The 20,120-nt window shown below is 69.8% G+C and carries 21 protein-coding genes and 1 pseudogene; 13 read left to right on the top strand and 9 right to left on the bottom strand.

The genetic code is table 11. The features are described from left to right. Positions 1 to 40 precede the first annotated feature (40 nt). The 5 genes from ACLLJJ_RS33565 (at position 41) to ACLLJJ_RS33545 (ending at position 4,016) form a co-directional block, all read left to right on the top strand. The gene (locus ACLLJJ_RS33565) at positions 41 to 1,312 is read left to right on the top strand and encodes an MFS transporter (protein WP_434598121.1); all 1,272 of its coding nucleotides are present in this window, start codon (positions 41 to 43) and stop codon (positions 1,310 to 1,312) included. Positions 1,313 to 1,377: 65 nt separating this feature from the next. Next, a complete protein-coding gene (locus tag ACLLJJ_RS33560; RefSeq protein ID WP_434598118.1) occupies positions 1,378 to 1,602 on the top strand; it encodes a hypothetical protein in 225 nt (74 codons plus the stop codon). A 19-nt stretch (positions 1,603 to 1,621) separates the two neighbouring features. Continuing rightward, positions 1,622 to 2,269, top strand: coding sequence for a hypothetical protein (locus ACLLJJ_RS33555; protein ID WP_434598116.1), 648 nt, complete (start codon positions 1,622 to 1,624; stop codon positions 2,267 to 2,269). Positions 2,270 to 2,396: 127 nt separating this feature from the next. Beyond that, positions 2,397 to 3,551: a hypothetical protein gene (locus tag ACLLJJ_RS33550; protein ID WP_434598114.1), complete on the top strand. Its 1,155-nt coding sequence runs from the start codon at positions 2,397 to 2,399 to the stop codon at positions 3,549 to 3,551. Positions 3,552 to 3,626: 75 nt separating this feature from the next. Further along, positions 3,627 to 4,016 carry a hypothetical protein gene (locus ACLLJJ_RS33545; RefSeq protein WP_434598112.1) on the top strand — a complete coding sequence of 130 codons (390 nt, stop codon included), beginning with the start codon at positions 3,627 to 3,629 and terminating at the stop codon, positions 4,014 to 4,016. Between the two features lie 112 nt (positions 4,017 to 4,128). Here the strand turns inward: ACLLJJ_RS33545 and ACLLJJ_RS33540 are convergent, their stop codons facing one another. From ACLLJJ_RS33540 to ACLLJJ_RS33525, 4 genes are all read right to left on the bottom strand, one after another. Further along, the gene (locus tag ACLLJJ_RS33540) at positions 4,129 to 5,748 is read right to left on the bottom strand and encodes an IS1634 family transposase (protein ID WP_434588209.1); all 1,620 of its coding nucleotides are present in this window, start codon (positions 5,746 to 5,748) and stop codon (positions 4,129 to 4,131) included. Positions 5,749 to 6,339: 591 nt separating this feature from the next. After that, the gene (locus ACLLJJ_RS33535) at positions 6,340 to 6,687 is read right to left on the bottom strand and encodes a PRC-barrel domain-containing protein (RefSeq protein ID WP_434598110.1); all 348 of its coding nucleotides are present in this window, start codon (positions 6,685 to 6,687) and stop codon (positions 6,340 to 6,342) included. A 424-nt stretch (positions 6,688 to 7,111) separates the two neighbouring features. After that, positions 7,112 to 7,255, bottom strand: a complete 144-nt coding sequence (locus tag ACLLJJ_RS33530; protein ID WP_434598108.1) for a hypothetical protein — start codon at positions 7,253 to 7,255, stop codon at positions 7,112 to 7,114. A gap of 23 nt (positions 7,256 to 7,278) precedes the next feature. After that, positions 7,279 to 7,512 (bottom strand): XRE family transcriptional regulator, encoded by a 234-nt coding sequence (locus ACLLJJ_RS33525; protein ID WP_434598106.1) that lies wholly within the window; start codon positions 7,510 to 7,512, stop codon positions 7,279 to 7,281. Between the two features lie 165 nt (positions 7,513 to 7,677). Here ACLLJJ_RS33525 and ACLLJJ_RS33520 point away from each other — a divergent pair, with 165 nt between their 5' ends. Further along, the gene (locus ACLLJJ_RS33520) at positions 7,678 to 7,872 is read left to right on the top strand and encodes a DUF6381 family protein (RefSeq protein WP_434598103.1); all 195 of its coding nucleotides are present in this window, start codon (positions 7,678 to 7,680) and stop codon (positions 7,870 to 7,872) included. Positions 7,873 to 8,190: 318 nt separating this feature from the next. Beyond that, a complete protein-coding gene (locus ACLLJJ_RS33515; protein ID WP_283522722.1) occupies positions 8,191 to 8,673 on the top strand; it encodes a DUF6233 domain-containing protein in 483 nt (160 codons plus the stop codon). On the opposite strand, the gene ACLLJJ_RS33510 is transcribed toward ACLLJJ_RS33515, so the two are convergent. The 4 genes from ACLLJJ_RS33510 to ACLLJJ_RS33495 form a co-directional block, all read right to left on the bottom strand. Beyond that, positions 8,666 to 8,959, bottom strand: coding sequence for a hypothetical protein (locus ACLLJJ_RS33510; protein ID WP_283522723.1), 294 nt, complete (start codon positions 8,957 to 8,959; stop codon positions 8,666 to 8,668). The genes ACLLJJ_RS33515 and ACLLJJ_RS33510 overlap by 8 nt on opposite strands. A gap of 83 nt (positions 8,960 to 9,042) precedes the next feature. After that, a complete protein-coding gene (locus tag ACLLJJ_RS33505; RefSeq protein WP_434598100.1) occupies positions 9,043 to 10,227 on the bottom strand; it encodes an endonuclease domain-containing protein in 1,185 nt (394 codons plus the stop codon). A 431-nt stretch (positions 10,228 to 10,658) separates the two neighbouring features. Beyond that, positions 10,659 to 10,928 carry a Txe/YoeB family addiction module toxin gene (locus ACLLJJ_RS33500; protein WP_283522725.1) on the bottom strand — a complete coding sequence of 90 codons (270 nt, stop codon included), beginning with the start codon at positions 10,926 to 10,928 and terminating at the stop codon, positions 10,659 to 10,661. Then, positions 10,925 to 11,185 carry a type II toxin-antitoxin system Phd/YefM family antitoxin gene (locus tag ACLLJJ_RS33495; protein WP_434598097.1) on the bottom strand — a complete coding sequence of 87 codons (261 nt, stop codon included), beginning with the start codon at positions 11,183 to 11,185 and terminating at the stop codon, positions 10,925 to 10,927. The genes ACLLJJ_RS33500 and ACLLJJ_RS33495 overlap by 4 nt, the downstream gene beginning before the upstream one ends. 558 nt (positions 11,186 to 11,743) lie before the next feature. On the opposite strand from ACLLJJ_RS33495, the gene ACLLJJ_RS33490 reads away from it, so the two are divergent. The 6 genes and pseudogenes from ACLLJJ_RS33490 to ACLLJJ_RS33465 all read left to right on the top strand — a co-directional run bounded on the left by ACLLJJ_RS33490 (position 11,744) and on the right by ACLLJJ_RS33465 (position 18,799). After that, positions 11,744 to 14,677 carry a DEAD/DEAH box helicase gene (locus tag ACLLJJ_RS33490; RefSeq protein WP_434598095.1) on the top strand — a complete coding sequence of 978 codons (2,934 nt, stop codon included), beginning with the start codon at positions 11,744 to 11,746 and terminating at the stop codon, positions 14,675 to 14,677. Continuing rightward, positions 14,674 to 16,074, top strand: a complete 1,401-nt coding sequence (locus ACLLJJ_RS33485; protein WP_434598093.1) for an SWIM zinc finger family protein — start codon at positions 14,674 to 14,676, stop codon at positions 16,072 to 16,074. The genes ACLLJJ_RS33490 and ACLLJJ_RS33485 overlap by 4 nt, the downstream gene beginning before the upstream one ends. A 313-nt stretch (positions 16,075 to 16,387) precedes the next feature. Next, on the top strand, positions 16,388 to 17,644 hold the full coding sequence (locus ACLLJJ_RS33480) for an IS4 family transposase (RefSeq protein WP_434598091.1): 1,257 nt from the start codon (positions 16,388 to 16,390) through the stop codon (positions 17,642 to 17,644). Continuing rightward, positions 17,641 to 18,027 carry a hypothetical protein gene (locus ACLLJJ_RS33475; RefSeq protein ID WP_434598089.1) on the top strand — a complete coding sequence of 129 codons (387 nt, stop codon included), beginning with the start codon at positions 17,641 to 17,643 and terminating at the stop codon, positions 18,025 to 18,027. Before ACLLJJ_RS33480 ends, ACLLJJ_RS33475 begins: the two co-directional genes overlap by 4 nt. A 42-nt stretch (positions 18,028 to 18,069) precedes the next feature. Then, a pseudogene (locus tag ACLLJJ_RS33470) lies at positions 18,070 to 18,222 on the top strand (NF041680 family putative transposase); the annotation flags it as partial. 211 nt (positions 18,223 to 18,433) lie between these two features. Continuing rightward, the gene (locus ACLLJJ_RS33465; RefSeq protein WP_434598087.1) at positions 18,434 to 18,799 is read left to right on the top strand and encodes a hypothetical protein; all 366 of its coding nucleotides are present in this window, start codon (positions 18,434 to 18,436) and stop codon (positions 18,797 to 18,799) included. A gap of 286 nt (positions 18,800 to 19,085) precedes the next feature. Here the strand turns inward: ACLLJJ_RS33465 and ACLLJJ_RS33460 are convergent, their stop codons facing one another. Beyond that, positions 19,086 to 20,012, bottom strand: a complete 927-nt coding sequence (locus ACLLJJ_RS33460) for a hypothetical protein (protein ID WP_434598085.1) — start codon at positions 20,010 to 20,012, stop codon at positions 19,086 to 19,088. Positions 20,013 to 20,120: the final 108 nt, after the last annotated feature.

Raw genomic sequence — 20,120 nt, 5'->3', positions numbered from 1 at the left:
CCACACCGCCAGAGGGAACCTGACCACAGATGGAGCACCAGTGCCTTCTACCGTTGCTACGCCGCAGACCGCCCCCGACCCCGATGCCAAGGCCCGCCGCTGGCCGCCCATCATCTGGGCGGCATTCATCGGAACCTTCACCATCCGCGCCTTCGGCTTCGCCTACCCTTTCCTCCCCTACCACGCCAACAACCTGGGCTTCTCCGCCCATATGACCGGCTGGATCGTGGCCAGCTTCGGCGCCGGCTGGCTCGTAGGACAGGTCGGGTGCGGATGGCTGTCCGACCGATTCGGCCCACGCGCGACGCTCGGCTACGCCATGGGAGCAGCTACCGTGACACTGCCGGTGCTTGCTGAAGTGCAGTCTCCAGTGGCACTCCTCGTATCGTCATTCCTCACCGGAGTGGTATATGACGCAGCACGGCCGGTGATCACGGCACTCATCGACGACACCTTTCCCACCAAGGCTCAGCAGGTACTCGTGAGCGGGTGGCGTCACTTCTGCGTCAACATCGGAGCCGCGCTCACTGGATCACTGGGTGGGTACCTCGCTGCCACAGCAGGACTACCGACGCTGTTCTGGATCAACGCCTGTGCCTGCGCATTGTTCGGGATTGCCGCGGTGCTTCTGCTCCCGCCCCGAAGGCCCGGCCCGGGCCTGGACTGCAGCCGTCCGAGCTACTCCCACCCCCTGCGTGACAGCCGCTTGTGGTTGCTCTCCCTGGCCAGCCTCTGTGCTCTCACCTGTGCCGGCAGTGTCTTCACGGCAATGCCGATGCTTATGAGCTCGGACGGCCTCGACGTGACCGCGTACGGGTGGACGCAGGTAGCAAACGCAGCCGCCGTACTCCTTGTCTCCCCCTTCTTGACCCCTTGGCTCAGCAGACGCGCTGCGCAAGGCGAACCCATGACAGGCCTGCTCGCCGCCAGCTCCATCCTCCTGGGCATCGGCATGGGCCTAGCTGGCCTGGCCGACTCCACGATCGGCTACTGCCTTGCCGCCGCCGCTGCTGTACCCGGCGAGATCATCCTCTTCATCGCGGCAGGAGATCTTGTCAGCCATCTTGCCCCGCCTGGAGCACACGGACGGTACGCCGGCCTGTGGGGCAGCAACCTCGCGCTGGCCGTCGTCACCGCGCCTCTCCTCGCCGCGTGGTCGCTCAGCCACGGCGGGGGTGTCACCGCGACTTGGGTTATCTGCGGTACCGGAGCGCTCGGGGCTGTCTTGTGCTGGCCCTTGCACTCCAGCATCCGTAGCCCAGGGGCATCCTCTCTGCGGTCACCGAGTAGGGCTGACAGCACAGCCAAGTAAGGAAGAGGCCTTGGCCGCCAAGTCAAAGCAGTTCGGCGAGGCAACCCTTTTCCGCCGGCTCCCCGATGACCAGCACCTCGCCCTCCTCCGGCAGCGTCGGCATCATCGTCCGCCCTCCCCGGAACGGCACTGACGACGCCGGGGTGTTCGTCCACTGGCTGACGAAGCCGGACGACCTCGTTCATCAGGACCTCGCCGCCCTGGAGGCCGCACGCATCTACGGCGTGCGCCGCGAACTCGGCGAACTCGCCTACTTCCAATCCGCGTCGGCTGTCCCGACCAAGCACTGACCAAGGAGCACTGACCATCATGAGTTTCCTCAGCCGCATCGGCTTCATCGAGACCGAGGAGCAGGAGCGGACCCGGCTGGCCCAGGCCCCCGAAGGCTCGCTGAACCACTACCTGTCAGCTCTGCCCGTGACCATCGCCGAGTGGCCCAAGGACCTGCTCGTCGAACTGCCCTGGCAGCAGCCGCGCACTGACCAGGCCTACCGCGTCGTCGTGGTGCCGATCGAGTTCCGGAAGGACGCTTTGCCTGAGGGTGTCGAGGAGGAGCCGCTGCCGCGCAAGCGCCACTCCGGCTCCTGGATGTGTGCCGTGGTGTTCTCCGACCACCCGGGCTACCCGGTCGGCGGTTTCCGCATCGACGTCCCGGCCGCCGAGATTGCCCGAGGCCGGAAGGTCGACCTCGCCACCGCCCTGGCCCCGTTGTCATGCGTGTCCGGCGAGACTCTGCACGCCCCGGAACCGCTGTGCGGCTCGTGCGAAGACTACGGCCTGATCACCCACTATGACCGGTCCACGGACGGGATCACCGGTCACAGCCGGTGCGACAACGCGCCGTGTGTGGCGCGAGCCGAGAAGCGCGCGGCCGAGTACGAGCGCAAGCGCGCCGCCGAAGAGGCCGAGGCCGCCGCGCACGTGTGCGCCGATCACCTCTGCTGCCCTCCGTTCTAACGCCACGGCGCCCCCGGATCCGGGGCCTTTGGCCGGCCCCTCCTCGTTCGAGGCGGGGTGGGGGCACTGACCGCACGCCGGTCGGCGTGCGGAGACCACGGCAGCACTCGGGAAGGAACCCCAAACCATGACCACCACCACGGCCCGCAGCATCGTTCGGGAGATCGTCGCCCGCTCCTATCGCCGGTACACCCCGACCAACGGCCGTGCGCCGGAGGGCACCGAATACGGCGTAGACGGCTGGCTGTTCGACCTTCCCGGCGAGACGCTCAACGGCCGCCGGTTTCCGCAGTGCGCCTATGCGGCGTACCAGGTGACCAGGAACGCGGAGTTGGTTTGGATGGTGCGCGAAGTCGGCGGCGAGCGGCGGCAGGTCGGCAGCCACAGCACCACCCGTAAGGGCGCGCTCGCGCTGGCGGTCGGCGCGGTTGCCCACGAGCGGGAGAAGGCCGCTGCCGCGCCCGAGACGGCCGCGCCGGCAACTTGCGACCAGGGCACCCGTGCGCGCGGCGCCGCGTGGCGCATGGCCGCCGAGGGCGGCGAGCGTACCCAGGTGTCGGCCACCATGGACGAGCGGCTAGCGCGCATGCGCGCAAGCCAGCTCTCCGCGCTGCCGACCGTCGCGGAAATCCGGATGGCGTACCCGCTCGCCGGTGGGGGCGCCACGCTGCGGCTGATGACCGCCGAGGGCAGCACGGCGGAACGCCACATGATCCCGCTCACGGAGCGCGGCCCAGCCGGTCGGGAGAACGACCCGGCCGGGATCTACCTGGACGCCATCACCGACGGCGCGAACACGGAAGGACTGAAGATCGCCGCAGGGTGGCACCTGATGCGGCTTGGCTTCAACTACGCGCGCGGCGCGGCCTGGGCGCCGTACACCGGCAGCGCGACGAGCGAGGCCCACTGGAAGGAGTGGGCGCCGATGCTGCCCGACGGGCACCGGTGGCCGCACACGGTGCGCGTCGCCATCGTGCCGACCGCCGAACACCTCGCCTACATACACCGTGCGTTCGGTCCCGCGCCGGAACTGCCGGACCTTCCGGCCGGTGTGAGCGCGCACCCGTCCGGCCCGCGTTCCTGGCAGATCAGCTACGCCAACCGCCGGTTCTGGCAGCTCTCCTACTGGCCCCGTATGGGCGGCGACGTGTGGACCCTGTATGCCGACCCGGCCCGTACCAAGTCCCTCGCCAGGGCCGACAACCCTGGCGAACTCCTCGCCACCATCCCCGTCCGTGACGCCGAAGCACAGTCCCGCGCGGCGGCCCGCAAGGGCTACTGAGTGGCGGCACCATGACTGCCACGATCACCGCGGCGCGCGGCCTGCGAGCACGCCACGGGCCGACCCGAGGACCTGGTGGCCGGCCGCCCCGGCTCCACCGAGTCCACCATCGTGCTCGGGATGACCCTGGACGTCGGCCCCGAGGTGCCCTCCGGGTCTGTGGACCCCGCCGCGCTCGAGGCGATGGCCGGGATCCTGCCCCGCTGGGTGACCGGCGAGACTGTGGTGGAAGTCGCCGAGACGCTCGGCTGGCGGCTGGGCCCGCTCGTCGATGAGCGCGGTTGGATGGGTATCACCGACCCGTGGGCCCGTCGGCACCTGGCGCCGTACGCGAGCTGGGTCACCGGGCACAGCGACAACCCGGTGGGCGCCCTGCGCGCCCGCGCCACCGGCGACCTGCGCGACGAAGACGAGGAAGCCGTCGAAGGGGTGCGGTACGAGCGGCATTACTCCCAGCAGGCGTAAGCCCTCGGTACCATCCGCCACGTCCTCGCCGGGGAGGAACGGCAGGGCGGCGATGCGTGGTGGGCCGTAAGCCGGGTGGAGGAGCCTAGCCGGTGACTTCGCACATGGGGCTTTAGGTCTCCAGCCAGCGGGGCCGGGTTTCGTCGATGCCGAGGAGTTCGAGTAGGTGTGCTTGGACTCCTCGGCTGATGAGGATGACGGGTGGGTCGGTGGCGGTGCCGGGGCGGAGCATGAGGCCGTCGAGGTGGTAGAGGATCATGCGGCCGGTGGGTCGGACCTTGCGGTTGTCGGGGTAGAGGCCGGCCATGGTCTGCTCGGGGCCCAGGGCCTGGCGGACCTGGCGTTCGATCAGGCAGTAGACCAGCAGGGCCAGGCAGATCACGGTGATCAAGGCCGTGATGCGGCGGTTGTGCTCCAGGAACAGCGGCGCGACGGCCAGGGGGCCTTTGAACTCGCCGTAGCGGCGTTCGACCACTCCCTGGCCTTTGTAGCGCCGGAAGACCTCGGCCGTGTCGGCCTGCTCCGGAGTCAGAGCGGTGACCAGGGAGTACCAGCCGTCGGCGGCGGCTTCGGCGGCCAGGACGTCCTCGTCGAAGTGCCAGGCCAGAGTGGGTTTCCCGTCGGGGCCGGCGGTGACGGTGGTACGCAGGCAGCTGGCGACCCGGCGGGACTTGGTGATCACCCCGATCCGGGCCTGGACCTTCTCGGCGGTGGTGTAGTACCGGCCGCCGGCCGAGTTTTGCAGTTTCTCCAGATCCTCGGTGGCTCTGGCCAGACGCTTGGCGCGTGCTTTGCGCTGGCCCTCCGCGTTGCCGGTGGAGTGGACCAGGATCCGGCGCAGGTGGTGGACCGGGTCGCGCTTGCGTGGTCCTGCCATGGCGTGGACGTCTTCCAGGACCCGGTAGGACTCGCGCTGGTCGGCGGGGGTCTCCCGCTCGCGGTCGCGGTCGTTGACGTAGTCGACCAGCTCGGCGGCCCCGAGGTCGGCAGTGGCGTAGAAGCCGGCTTTGACCTGGGCCGCGGGTATGGGGGCGACGAATCCGACCCGGGCGTCAAGCAGGGCGGTGACATTCGGGTAGGACACCAGTTTGGAGTCCGCGACGAGCAGGAAGTCCTTGCGGTCGGCGATCTTCCGCAGGGCCTTCATCGCGCCGACGACCTGGGCGACCTCGCCCGCTCCGCCGTCGTAGGCACGGTGGAAGACGGGGATGCCACCGTCGCGGGTGACGGCCAGCCCGGCCTGGACCTGCTTCAGGTCGACCCGCCGGTCCTTGGGGTGACCGTATCTGACTTGCGCGTACTCCTCTTCCTGGTCCGGGTAGGCGCCGAACATGGAGATCGACGTCATGTCCCAGTGGATCTGAGCGGTATCGATGCCGAACTCCGCGATGGCCTGCGCGCCGACCGAGCCGGTGATCTCCTCCAGGTGCGGGGCGATCGCGTCCAGAGCGCGGGCGATACGGTCGTCGTTGAGCAGGTCCGGCTCGATGCCGAAGACCTCCTCGACAGCCCACTTCCGCGCCCAGTCCTCCACCCGCACCATCGAGGTCGGCGAGGACAGCCGGTTGGCGATCAGCGCCTCGACGACCTGCCCGTGCGTCAGATGAGCCACCTCACGGACAGGACACAGCTCGTCGATGATCCCGGCCACGTCCAGCCGGCGCAGAAACTCGGCAGAGGCAGGCAGAGCACCCAGACGCCTCTCCACCACAGGCGCCAACTCCACCGACATGCGGGGGCGCTGGACCCGGGAACGACACGAACGAGATATCGGCACGTCCAGAACAACGACCCGCACTTATCGAAGTACCGGCCAACTCATCAGTTCATCCGATTCAGCTATGTGCGGAGGATCGGCCTAGCCGGGCCGGGCCGGGTCGCGGCGAGCCGCTACTGGCCGCAGCCGGCGCCCGCCTGGGCAAATCTGTCGGCTTCTCCGCCGGCGACTGCTCACTTGCTCCGGACGGCGAGGGACCTGCGCCGTCCGCATGGTGTCGCATGATGGCCTCACTCCCACACAGGGCTGCCCGGCTGTTGCCCGATACGGCGAGAGCGGCGCGCGCCGACGGAAGGCCGGAAGCCCAGTGCACGCGGTTGTCCGCTTCAGCGTGCCTCCGCCCGGCCCCGGGGCGCCACGGCAAGCAATGCGGATACACCCGGCCGGTGAACAGCGGCTCGGCCCGCCTTCGTGAGGCAAACCTCACGTCCCGGGGAAACGTCGGTGCTCCGGGCATGCGGAAGCCCTGCCTGCCAGTCGTACGGCCGGCAGGGCGAAGCACAAGTGGTTCAGGCGCGGCGTTGGGCCCACGCAGCCGTGGTGGGCTCAGAGGTGTTCGCTGCCGTAGTACCGGCCGATCTGCTCGCGGTAGGTGTTGTCGCCGCGGTGCCGGTCCTTGTCGTACTCGGGTGCGTCCTTGATCTGGTCCTTGGTGCGGCTGACGTGGATCTTCTCTTCTTCCATGTCGACGCGCAGGATGGTTCCTGCGGGGAGCAGGACGTGCTTGCCGAAGATCCACGGGCCGGTGTCGACGACAATGTGGGAGGAGCCGACTTCTTCGGTGGCCTCGTCGACTTTGCCGATGTGCCCGTCGGTGGCTTCGACTTTGAAGCCGGTCAGGGTGCTGCCGGGCGTGTACTGGGACGCGGGCGGGTAACTCCACATGTCAGTCATCGAGGTTGTCTCCTTCTGATTCTGGGCGGCCATCGCGGCCGTCGCTCCGCCTTCATCGAGCCAGTGGCCGCCAGACGCGAGATGACGAAAGCCGTGACGGCCGTTCGTCGGCGAGGTGACCGTGCGCAGGGGGCGCTCCGGCCAAGGTTCGTCAGCTCCTCGCATCCAGGGCAAATGGCTTCGCCATTCCTGCCCACTGCGGTGGGACCGGCAGCGCCGGCCTACGCCATACGCCACAACTGCCACCCGGACGGCTCTGTGCCCGGACCCGGCCATGCGCGGTCGACGTCATACGCGGGCCGGGCCACAGCCGCGCACAGAGCGCTCCGAGTCGGCGCCACGTTCGCGTATGCCGAGAATGCCGAAGTGTCGGGCCGTGAGCCGGGCACGCCTCTCAGTCAGCTGGAAGAGCGGGCCGTTGTGTTCACCGGCGTGCGTGGCGGCGGTGTGTGGGCGAGCGGCGGTGCTGCGCGGCGGGCCGTGGGGTGAAGAGGCGTTCTTCGTAACGGCCCAGGGCGAGGATGAGGCCGAGGAAGACAGCAGGAAGCAGGACTGCGAGCGCGGCCACGGCGGGGCCTCCCCAGATGGACGTCAGGACGGCGCGCCGGCAGCAGTACCGGCGGCGTCGAGGACATCGGGCAGAGGCAGTGCCAGGGCCACGGCGAGTTCGGCCAGCTCTGCTTCCGTGGGGTGGACGGGGCCGTGTGCCCCGTCCTGGGCGAACACGATGCGTGGAGTACGGATACCAGTGCGCTCGGCAAGTGCCTGAGCGGTCAGATGACGGCGGCGCATGGTCTGCTGCAGCAACTGCGAAAGGTCAGCCATCTCATTCTCCTGCCCGGCCCACGCACACTCAGACATTCTCGAACAGCTCCGTCCGCTCCGGCGCACTGAAACTGCCGGAACAGCGGTGGGTGACCGTTCAAGATGCGCGAGCCCCCTGGCACTGATTCGCTGGCCGGGTCCTCTCCCCCAGTTTCAGGAGTGATCATGAGTGTTGCAGGCGAATCCGGCGGGCGCGCCCAGCAGATGCGTGCCAAGGCGCAGGAACTGACGGACGCCGCGGAGCGTGCCACCGACCCGCAGGAGCGCAAGCGGCTGACGGACAAGGCCCGCCGCCTGCAGGAGGAAAGCAAGCAGCAGGAGGACGGCATGGGCGGCCAGGGCATCGACCCCATGTATTAACCGCGGCGCGTAAGCAAGCTGGTGGCCTCCCGCACCTCGACAGGGCCCAGGAAGCCACCAGCCACGCGCAGGGACCCGCCGCAGCCGAACCCCTTCGTCGCCATTGCGCACACCGCGCCTCCGATCACGCGGACTTGCTGTGCCCCTCAGAAGGGCGGCGGGCCGCTGCCCAGCACTCCCACTGACGTCTGGCTGTCGCCGGTTCCTGAAGACTGAGGAGATGTTGACACCCCGCTGTGCGGGAGGTGCTGATCAGCGGGGGAACCTCAACCTGCAAGGCGTCCGGTTAGGATGCTGGGTAGGGTGGAGGGGATCGCAATGCCGCAGAACGCGGCCCAGGTGACCGTCACGATGCCTGACGGGCAGAAATTGCTGGCCCGCCTGTATGAGCGGCGGCGCGCAGCGGTCGGATGGCAGTACCGGGTGGGCATCACCTTCTGGGCAGTTGGCAGCAGCGGCCGTACGGAGCCCGCGGAACAGAGTGTCTGGCTCGACGCCCGTCATGTCCGCCCTCTCGAAGGCAGCGACTACAGCCGCATCCCCACCCTCGCTGCTCCCACCGCCGACGGGCGGCAGGCCTGGACGGTACAAGACCTCCCTCACCGCCCCGGCCACCCCGGAGCACGCCTGATCCACGTCATTGGCTGCCAGCCTCACGCCACACTCATCACCCTCGACCAGGCCCTCGACATCCTCCGCCAACCCCGCACCGTCCCCTGCCGCGAATGCAACGCAGCCACCTCACTCCCCACCGCGACCGACCCGCTGCTGCCGCAACAAGACCGCGCTCCGCTCAGATAAAGGGAGCGCCGTCCGGACCGGCAGTGGTACGGGTGACCAGAGAGCTGGCTGGCAGGATGGGCGTATGAGCGAGGACGCGTTGGAAGCAGCCCGGGGGGAATACCAGTCGGTACAGGAGGCGCTGCACGCTGCCCGCCGAAAGCTGGCCGCCGCCGTCCTGGATGCCTACGCGAACGGCGAGCCCGTCGGCCGGATTGCCGAACGCACCGGCCAGAGCACCACCAGCATTCTGGAACACCCTCGCCGTCCACGGCATCACACCCCGCAGCCGCATCAACGGCTCCACCTGACAGACGCTCCTTTCGATCTCGGAGCACAGGTCGCCGGACGCGGTCCGGCGACCTGTGGAGCCGCTTTGCTGGTGTTCGGTCAGAAGAGCGCCAGGCCTTCGCCGCTGGTGTCGGCGATGACAGGCCGAGGTGCGGCAGGGAGGCCGTCCAGGCGGTCGGGACCGGCTGCGGCCGCCACAGCAGGGGCAGTTTCGGCCAGCCAGGTACCGAACCGCTCGACGGCCTCCCGGTAGGGCACCCGTGCCAGGACGCGGTGCTGACCGGAGGGGCAGAAGTCGACGGAGACGGTGAGCAGGCAGGAGCGGGGTGTGTTCTGGTTGCCCGTCCACGAGACGCGCAGCACTCCGCAGGGCTTCCGCCCGCGGGACCCAGAGTGGGTGGGGCGCAGGGTGCGGGTGGCTGTGCAGGCGGTCCATGCGGCGAGGTGAGGCAGAGGCAGGGTGGTGCGGGTGCGGCAGCCCGGACAGCGGTGCCAGTGGCGCAGCCAGCCGACCGCGTCGGTGTCGAAGAGGCGCCGGTAGCGGCTGGCGACGCGGATGTCGTTGTCGTACAGGTGGTCGGGGCGCTCCAGCGTGTTGCAGGACGGGCAGACCGGGGCGCGGACGTAGCCGTGTTCATGGCAGTGATCCAGCACAGCAGCCGGCGCGGTACTGCAGATGACACACACCCACCCGGCCACCTGGCGGGACATACCCGGCTTGCGGCTCAGCACCGAGTACAACTGACCTCGCAGCTCCCCCGTATACAGGCGCTGCGGGATGGCTGGACCGTTCACGCCCGTCGTGGACTGGCTGTCGGTGGCTCGGGCATCCCGGCGGTGCTGTTCGGTGACAGCTGTGTCCACCTTGCAGGCCCGCGTGGTGTGCAGCCACTCGGTTTCGGTGTGCTCGGCAGCGTCCAGCAGCCTGACCACGGCACGCGGAAGCCACCACGACCGCTCGACCCTGCCACGGGACCGCTGCACCAGCAACCGCCGCCAGTCGATCCCTGCCAGATGAGACCACTGTCCGGGCTCACGGCCCGCCTGCCGTCCGGGGTGATCTGCCTCTTGCAGTTCCCAGCTGATGCGCCGGCGCCAACCATGCAGCGTTCCACCCGTGCACTCCTGCTCCGGCACACCACGGAACGGACCGATACGGACCAGGTCCAGGGCGTCCATCTCCACCGCGGTCCATGCCGCCGCCGCCCGGCGCACCTCAGCCTCCGGAACACTCCACCGGCCGTCGCCCGTCATCACCAGCTCCACCACACAGGCACCGAGCATGACGTACCGCCCCTGCCGGACATCAGAAGGAAAGCAGGTGAATACCGCGGAAGTTGTCGGTACCGCGCTACCGGCCGTCAGGCTTGCCCACGCACTGTCCGCGGCGGCCAGAGTGACCAGACTATCTGCCCGGCCCGGGACAACACGCTCAAACATACCGAAAGACTAACGACCGGCACCAGCGGACCGACAGCCGGTGCCTGGTTCTGGTGCCGAGAGGGCCGCCTGGCCAGCGGCGGGCGCCCAGGAAACGCAGAACGAAGGAATCCGTCCCGGGGCCGGGCAAGCCACCGCAGGCATAGGGCCCCGCGCCCGGCCCCTGCACGTCCCACCCTGCCAGCCCGGCCGCCATTCGTTGAGCCCCTCCCCCACCTCGCGGGAGAGCTTTGGGGCTGAGGCGGTCTCGGTGCACCAGATCCGGGGCTGACCCGCTAGCGGTCGGTGTAGTGGCCGTAGACGCGGGCGATCTCCAGTACGTCACCGCTCACCCGGTACACGAGGCGGTGTTCCTCGGTGATGCGCCGCGAGCACCAGCCCTTGAGTGCGCCTTTCAGCATCTCGGGCTTTCCGATGCCGTTGCCGTCATCGGGGTTGCGCTGGATGTCCGCGATCAGGACGTTGATGCGTTTGAGGGTGCGCCGGTCGGTCACGGCCCACTGCGCGTACTGCTCCCATGCGCGGGTGGAGAACATGACCTTCACTCCGCCGCCTCCGGGCCGATCAGGTCGCGCACGGTGCCGCGTCCGGCGTCCAGCTCGGCAACGGACTCCATCAGCTCAGCGGCGGTGCGCGCGTTGCCGAGCAGGTACATGGTCTCCGTCCACGCTTCGTAGTCGGACTCCGCCATGAGGACGGCGTTTCCCTGCTTGGAGGCGATCCGCACCGGCGCGTGATCGTCGTTGACCTTCTTCAGCAGGGGGAAGAAGTCCCTCCGCGCCTCGGTTCCGGTGATCGTCATTGCTGTTGTCCCTTTCGTTCCAGCCACTCTCGAATGGTACTGAAAAACGTACATCATCGGTACGAATTTCGGTACCAGGGAGCTTGGTGGCTGCCCACCCCCGCCAAGATCACGTAACCGGGCCCCCGGTTCGATCAGATGTCTCGTTGAGGCGCGGTGGGAGGCGACGCTGGACGCCGAGGTCGACATCGTCGTGTTTCAGGGCCACCCCTGGGTGGTTGTCAAGGGGTGCGGCCGGGCCCGGTAGGCTTGCCTGTCGGGGATGGCGGGGTGGATCCGGGTGGGACACCGCCTGTCGGCAGGCGAAGGGATCGGCGCATGGCCACCGTTTTTCGGGTGGTGACCGTGGATGACGAGGACGGCCGTGAGGTTCGGACGCAGTACTACGACGAGGCGGGGGGCGAGATCCCTGCCCCTCGGCTGTCTGTCGGGCGCGGGTCGGCCCGTGGCCCCGTATCCCGTGCTGATGTACCCCCTGCTGCTGTAGCTCATGCGGCTGTTGAGCCCGCGGGGGGTCGGGAAAGGGTTACCTCCCCGGAGTTCGCCGGGGAGCAGTGGGTGGTGTTGTCCGAGCGTGTGGCGGTCTTTCTGCCGGCGGATCCGCCGCGCAGGGGGCGCGTAGCGTTTCACGCGGCGGGTAGTGGCAGGCTTCCCGCGGGTGTGCCGGTCGAGGACGTGGAGATCGTTTCCGCGCATGGGCGTGGGGCGCGTCGGCGTACGGTGTCGGCGGTGGTGCGGCCGTTGGCCGAGGTGCTGCCCTGGCTCTTGGGCGTGGAGGCGGATGCGCCGTGTGGGGAGTCGGTGGCGGTCTGGCGGCATGCCGCTCTGTACGCCCTGCACTTGGCGGGGCGCGGGCTGCTGTTGCCAGGGCTCAGCGCCGGTGACCATGATGCCTGGCGGCTTGGCCCTTATGCGGAGGCGGACGCGACCTGGGTGCGGGCGCTGGCCGAGGTCATGCCGCCCGCCGCGTACGCCGTACCGCTGGAGTCCGCGGAGGAGGGGAGTGCGCGTACGTCGCTACAACTCCTCGATCCTTACGCCCGGTTGAGGGAGTTCATGGACGCGGTGGCGGATCTGCTGCCGCGTACCCCTGCCGCATCGGCGGCCGCGGGGATGCGGCCGTTCGCCTCGCATGATGCGCAGCACCTGCCGGGGCTGCGGGCGTGGGCCGCGCGGGTGGCCGACGGTCGGGATGCCGGTGTGCGCGTCTCGCTGCGGCTCGAACTGCCGGGCAGCGCGATGCGTGAATACGCGGACGACGAGGGCGACGCGTACGGCGAGGACGCGTACGACGCCGCCCCGGAGGCGGCCGGTGCGTCAGTGCGGGCCGTCGTGCAGGTGCACTCGCTGGCCGATCCGCTGCTCCTCGCGGACGCGGCCGGCGCCTTCAGTGGCGAGAGCGGAGGTTTCGGTCCGCGTACCCGCGTCCAGGTGGAGGACGTTCTGCGCCGGGCCGCCGCTGCGTGGCCGCCGCTGCACCGAATCCTCTCGCTGCCGGTTCCAGATGAACTCGCCCTGGACGACCATGAGTTCATCGGCCTCCTTGAAGGCGGGGCGGCTGCGCTTTCGGCCGCCGGGGTGGCCGTCCACCTCCCCAAGGAGCTGGCGCGGGAGATGACGGCCCGTGCGGTGATCGAGCCCGATGGGCCGGCCGAACGCGATCAAGATGCCGAGGCCCCCGCGTTCTTCTCGCCCGAGCAACTCCTCTCCTTCCGCTGGGAGTTCGCGGTCGGCGACCGTACGCTGACGCAAGGCGATCTTGACCGGCTCGCGCAGGCCCGACGCCCCCTGGTGCGGCTGCGTGATCAGTGGGTCGTGGTGGATGCGGATCTGCTGCGCAAGGCGCGCAGGGCCCGCAGGGAACTGGGCGCCCTCGATGCGCTGGCCGCCGCGCTCACCGGCAGTGTGGAGGACCCCGACGGTGTTCTCGTTCCCGTACGGGCAGGAGGGTGGCTGGCCGCCCTGCGCGACCGGCTCGCCGCTCCCGAGCAGGCCGGTGCGGCCGAGTTGGCCGCGCCCGCCGCTCTGGACGCCACTCTGCGCGGCTATCAGCTGCGCGGACTTGCCTGGCTGGACCGGATGACCCGGCTGGGCCTCGGCGCCTGCCTCGCCGACGACATGGGCCTGGGGAAGACGATCACCACGATCGCCCTGCATCTGCGCCGCCAGGAGGATCCGGCGACCGCGGGCAGGCCGGCTCTGGTGGTCTGCCCGGCATCCCTGCTCAGCAACTGGGGCCGGGAGATCGACAGGTTCGCGCCCGGCACCCCCTGGCGCCGCCACCATGGACCGGGGCGCGATCTGGGCGGCCTCAGGCCGGGCGAGATCGTTCTCACCACATACGGAACCATGCGCCGCGACGCCCAGGCGCTCGCCGAAGCCGGGCCGTGGGGGCTCCTCGTCGCGGACGAGGCGCAGCACGTGAAGAACCCGGCAGGGGCCACCGCGAAAGCGCTGCGCACCCTGCCGAGCTCGGCGCGCGTGGCCCTGTCGGGCACCCCGGTGGAGAACAACCTCAGTGAACTGTGGGCGCTCCTGGACTGGGGGACCCCCGGGCTCCTGGGCTCCCTGAAGGCTTTCCGGGACCGTTATGGGCGGGCCGCCGAGCGGGCCGCGCGCGGTGGTGCGACCGGCGAAGCGGACACTGCGGCGGCCGAGCGGCTCGGCCGGCTCATTCGCCCCTTCGTGCTGCGCCGGCGCAAAGCCGACCCGGGCATCGCGCCCGAGCTGCCGCCGAAGACCGAGACCGATGAGCGGGTGCTGCTGAGCAGGGAGCAGACCGTGCTGTACGAGGCGCAGGTACGTGAGTCGCTTGCCGCGATCAAGGAGGCGAAGGGCATTGCCCGGCATGGTCTCGTACTCAAACTCCTCACCGCGCTCAAGCAGATCTGCAACCACCCCGCCCAGTATCTGAAGGAGCCCGACGCGACTCGGTTGACCGGCCGCAGCGGGAAACTGGAGCTCCTCGACGAGCTCCTCGATGTGATCGTCGCCGAGGACGCGTCCGTGCTGCTGTTCACCCAGTACACGCAGATGGCCCGCCTCCTCGAGCACCATCTGACCGCACGCGGCATCAACTCCCTCTATTTGCACGGCAATACGCCGGTGAAGCGGCGCGAGGAGATGGTCGACGCCTTCCAGGGCGGCGAGGCCCCTGTCTTCCTGCTGTCCCTGAAGGCCGCGGGCACCGGCCTCAACCTCACCCGCGCCGGGCACGTGATTCACTACGACCGGTGGTGGAACCCGGCAGTGGAGGATCAGGCCACCGACCGTGCGTATCGCATCGGCCAGACCCAGCCCGTCCAGGTCCACCGTCTGATCACCGAGGGAACGGTGGAGGACCGTATCGCCCACCTCCTTAGCATTAAGCGTGACTTGGCGGACTCCGTGCTCGGCGGGCAGGGCGGGGCCGCCCTCACCGACCTGAGTGACGATGAACTCGCCGACCTGGTCTCCCTGCACTCCGCCCACGGCGACAGGAGCCGCCGATGAGACGCCGCACCGGTATCCTCGCCTTCCCGGCGCCGCAAATGGCGCCGCGGGAGATGGCGAGCGGTTGGTGGGGCAAGGAGTGGATCGCCTCCCTTCAGGCGCCTTCCTCGTCATTCGGGTACGGAATCTCCGCGGGTCACGACAGCCGCCTGGCCCGCGCCCGCACCTACGCCCGCAAGGGGGCGGTCGGCGAGATCACGGTGCGCCCGGGGTCGGTGGCCTCCCGCGTCAAGGGCAGCCGCCGTACCCGCTACCGCTGCGAGATCTACGTACCCGAACTGTCCGAGGCGCAGTGGGACAAGCTCTTCGAGGAGTGGACCGCCGCCGGGCGGGAGCTGTTGCTCGAATTCGCCCAGGGGCGGCTCGGCGTACACGCGGTCCATGCTGCGGTGCGGGCGGAGACGGACCTGGTCCCGCCGTCGGACGCGTTCGTCTATCACTGCTCCTGTCCCGACTGGGGCGACCCGTGCAAGCACGCCGCCGCGCTGTCGTACGCGTTCGCGCGGGCCCTGGACACCCGCGCCGAGGCGCTGCTCGTACTGCGCGGACGCGACCTTGTCGAGGCAGCCACCGAGATCTCGGTACGCCATGGCGAGCGGGAGCAGTCCGCGGCCGACGAGGCGCGGAAGGAGGCCGTACGGGCGGCGCGGCCCACCGGGGTCCCGGCAGGCGTGGCGTTCGCGCGGGCCCGGGCCCGCGCGGCGGACGGCCCTGCCGTACTGCCGGTACTGCCCGCGCCCGTCCCTGCCCCCGCTCCGGCTCCTGTTGTGGGCCAGGAGCGGGCTGAGGCGATGACGGCGGTGCCGCTCGTGGGAGAGTCCGTCGCCCCGGAAGCGCTGCACCTGCTGGCTGTCGATGCCGCCCGGCGCGCGGCGGCCGTCTACGCGTGGGCGGTAGACCGGCGGGATGCCACCAGCCCAGAGGAGGCTGCCGGGGCTGCGCACGCGCAGGCGGTCGGCCTTCTGCTGCTGGACGGCGACCCCTGGCACGACACGGTGCGCCGGGCCGCTGCCGTCGACGGCGACCTGCTGGCGACCTCCCGCCTCCTGAACAGCTCGGACCGGGCCCGCGCCCAGCTCGCCCGGGCACGTGTCGCCTGGCGCTACGGCGGCCCGGCGGCGCTGACCGCCTTGGAAGGGGCACTCGTACCGCCGCCCGAGAGTGAGGCCGCGGCGCGCGAGCGGCTGCTGCAGGTACGGATTCCGGGTCGGTCAGGACCGCCCAGGCCGCGCCGGACCCGTGGCCGCCTGCAGCTGGTCGGCGAGGACGTCGAGCTGCGCTGGGGCTCGGACGGACGCTGGTACCCATACCGGAAGGAGCGCGGCCACTGGTGGGCGGCGGGCCCGCCCGCCACCGACGCCGACGAGGCGCTGGGCGGAGCCCTCGGCGCAGAGTGACCTTGGGGTGAATGGGCGCGTGCGGCGAATGGAAAACCTTCCACCGGCACGACCTGGCAGCTCTCCATCAGCACCGGGCCGCCCCCATCGGCGAATTTGTCCCAGTCGTGGCGGGTGGGCGTTGGGGATGGATTGTTCCGGACGGTTTGTGGGAGATCGCGGAACGGGTCCGAGACCGGGGCTTCGCCCCAAGGCCGGGTAGTTAACGTTTTCGCAGGTCACGCAGGCTCGTTGAAGGATTTCCGACACAAGAGCAACGGAGCTCGTTGGTACAGGCAGTCGACCAAGACAGCTTGTCCCGCAAGGAGCTCCGTTGCCTGTTCATTGTGTCCCGTCGCCTTCGCTGACGGCCATCACCCGTACGGTCACCGTGGCCGCGGGCCGGTTCGCGCCCGACCATCTTGGGGAGCTGACGGCGATCGTGCCGTTCGAACTCGTCGATGCGGTCGTGGCGGAGACGAAGACCGTGCAGCAGCGGCTGCGTGATCTGCCCTCGAGGGTCGGGGTCTACTTCCTCCTCGCGATGTGCCTGTTCCCCGAGGTCGGCTACCGGCTGGTCTGGAACAAGCTGACTGCCGGCCTGTCCGGGATCCCGGTAGCCTTCCCGACCGCGAAGGCATTGCGTGACCTGCGCCGGAGACTCGGGGTTGCGGCGTTGCGGGCATTGTTCGATGTGCTGGCCGGGCCGCTGGCCCAACTTGGGACGCCAGGGGTGCGGTTCGGCCCGTATCGGACGGTGTCGTTCGACGGCTGCAGTTCGATCAGGGTCCCCGACTCCGAGCGGAACCGCTCCTGGCTGGGGAGGACGGCGCATCACGGCTATCCGACGGTGGAGTTGATGACGCTGGTCGAGACCGGCACCCGGGCTCTGATCGGTGCGGTGTTCGGCCCGACCGCTGAGGGGGAGACTAGTTATGCTGGCCGGCTGCTGCATCTGCTGGGACCGGACATGCTGGTGCTGTGGGACAAGGGGTTCGACGGGAACGACTTCCTCGCCGCGGTGACCGCCACCCGCGCCCAGGTCCTGGGCAGGCTCCGCAACAACCGGCGCACCCCGGTCCTGGCCCGCCTGGCCGACGGTTCGTACCTGTCGGTACTCGGCACCGTGAAAGTGCGGGTCATCGACGCGCAGATCACGGTGACCTGCGCGGACAGCACCGTCTTCACCAGCTCCTACCGGCTGGTCACCACCTTGACCGATGCCCGACGCTACCCGGCCACCGCGCTGACGGGGCTCTACCACCAGCGCTGGGAACACGAATCGGCGTATTACGCGCTCCGCCACACGATCACGGGCGGGCGCCTGCTGCGCTCGGGCGACCCGGTCGGCATCGAGCAGGAGATGTGGTCCCTGCTGACGCTCTACCAAGTACTCCGGACGGTCATGGTCGATGCCGCCGAGTCCGTCTCGGGCACCGACCGGACCGCTGCGGGTTCACCATCGCCCTCCAGACCGCCCGTGACCAAGTCGTCCAGGCCGCCGACGTCGTCACCACGGCCGCCGAGCCGGTCGGTCTCATCGGACGCCGGGTACTGGCAGCCCTGCTTCCGCCGAGGCGACAGCGGGTGAGCACCCGGAAGGTGAAATCGCCGACCTGCCGCTACGGCGTTCGCCTTGACGACGGCAGACCCGACAGCAGCCGCACCATCACTGACCTCGACATCACCGTCCTCGCGCCCACAGCCGAAGAGCGCCTCCTGTCCGACGTCTCACGAGACGACAGGCACGCCCACCGCTCCCCGCACAGCCGCCGGGAACGGGTCCTGCACCTCCTCCAGAGCCACCCCCAGCGCCGCTGGAGCACCCACGAACTCGCACAGCACCTCGGCGACATCACCCTCGGCACCATGTACAGACAACTCTCCCGCTGGAGCAAAGACGGCCACATCACAAAGACCGGGCTCGGCATCTACACAGCCGCTACACCAACGCCCATCAACTCCCTTGCGTGACCTGCGAAAACGTTAAATACCCGGCCTTGGGGTCAGGGCCCCCCTGCCCGTGCACCGAAATCCTCAACACCCGGACCAGACCGCCCGGTTGGCTCGAAGAATCGCCATCCCGCAACCCATCACGACGTGGGCAAAACGACCAGACGCCCCGAGAGCATCGCTGAACGTAATCACCTCAAAACTCTCAAAGGTTAAATCTTAAGCTAAGGCCGAAACTCATTCGGTCTGCTTGAGCGTGCGGAAGGGGTGGGAGCGTGGTCGGCTCTGGTGGGGGCCGCCCGTGGCCTGCCGTATGACAAGTAGCCATCGCTTGCCGCGTGGTGGTGGGCCCGCCCAACGAGGCTCCGATCCGGCTCTGGTTCTGCCCGGTGTGGGTACGTCCCCTTATGTGTGAGGAGTTCATCGCATGAAGCTTCGTCGTTCAGTCGCTACGTCTCTGGCCGCTTCGGTCCTGGTGGTCAGCGGCGGGTTGTTGACCGCGCCGCCGGCCGCCGCCGACCCTGTTCCCCCCAGCGCCGCAGCCTGCGTGGGTCTGCTCAAGGACGCGGCCACCGCGGCCGCGGCCCTCGCGGCCGCCAACGTCACTGCGGCGGCCAGCATGGCCGCCGCCCTGGTCATCGCCGCCAACCCGGCCGCAGCCCAAGCCACGGCAGCGGAAGCCCTCAAGGCCCAGAAGACGGCCAACGACGCGGCCGCCGCCGCCCTCAAAACCGCAGCCGCCGCAGCCGGCTGCGTAGTGCCCGCTCCTGTCCCGCCGCTCCCCACACCCTGACGCTCCCCCAGGAGCCACCCCGCAGCGCATCACGCGACGCTCCGTATGAGAATTGGCCCCGCCGCGTGCGCTCGGATGCGCTGCGGGGCGGCTCCCCACACTCATCCGTTCCCGCAGCCGGCAACGGATTGCTTTGCCGCGGAAACCAGCCCGGGTACAACCCCGCCATGAGAGCCGGTGAGCCGACTCTCATGGCGGGAAGCAGGGTGCGGTCGTCACGCCCCTGGGTGTGAGTGGACCAGGTGTCCTTGCGGCGCGATGTCGTGGGGCACCCGGGTATGGCAGGTCACGGTGTTCCGTTCGCCCCGTTCGCGCAGGGGCTGCCCCCACCGAAGGTCCCGCCGATGCCGCCGGTCCCGCCTTGGAAGAGCAGGCCCCCGGTGGCGTTGCCGCCGGCGCCGCCGATACCGCAGGCGCCATCGGCACTGGCGCCTGACTTGGCACCGCCGTTGCCACCGTTGCCACCGTTGCCACCGGAGTTGAGGATGCCTCCGGAGCTCAGGCCCCCGGCCCCGCCGATGCCCGCGGCGCCGCCCGGGAAGGCACCGCCGGTGCTGCCGTTGCCGCCGTTTCCGGCCTTTCCGCCCTTGCCGCCGTTGCCAGAGCTGTTGATGCCGCCGGCGCCGCCGTTACCACCCGCGCCGCCACCGTGGCCGATGCCGCCGTTACCGGCGTTACCGCCCGCACCGCCGGTGGATCCCCCGGCGCCACCGAGGCCGCCCGCGCCGCCCGCTCCGGCGTTGGCGCCGGAGTTACCACCGGAACCACCGGTGCCCCCCGCACCGCCCTTGGTGCCCGCGCCGCCCGCTCCGCCCGCGCCGCCCGCCCCGTCGAGGCCGCCGGTGGCACCGGTCCCACCATGGCCACCCGCCGCACCGTTGGGGCCGGCCTTGCCGCCGATGGCACCCGCCCCACCGGAGCCGCCGCCGAGGCCGGCCCCACCGTTGCCGCCCGCACCACCGGCCCCGCCCAGCACACCATTACCGCCGGGACCGCCCGCACCGCCGGCGCAGTCCCCAGTCCCGGTCGCGGGGCCGCCCGCGGTCCCGGGAAACCCGGCAGGGTGGGCAGTAGTGCCGTTGGCACCCGCGACGCCCGCGGTGCCAGCGGTGCAGGCCAGGGCCGAGGCACCGGCAGGAGCACCGAGGAAAAACGCAGCCCCGGCGAAGAGGGTCGGGAGGGCGAGGAGAGCGGTGGTCTGTTTCCTGTTCACAGGGTTCCTCTGGCTCAGGTGAAGCGAGGGTCGATCCGAAGCGCGAAACCAGGTTGACACGGCACCTAGAAGGAATAATTTCCCTCGAACACTTTTTCGTGCCGCATG

Source organism: Streptomyces sp. A5-4 (assembly GCF_051131715.1).
Lineage (GTDB): Bacteria > Actinomycetota > Actinomycetes > Streptomycetales > Streptomycetaceae > Streptomyces.
This window is presented reverse-complemented; position numbering and strand designations above follow the sequence as displayed.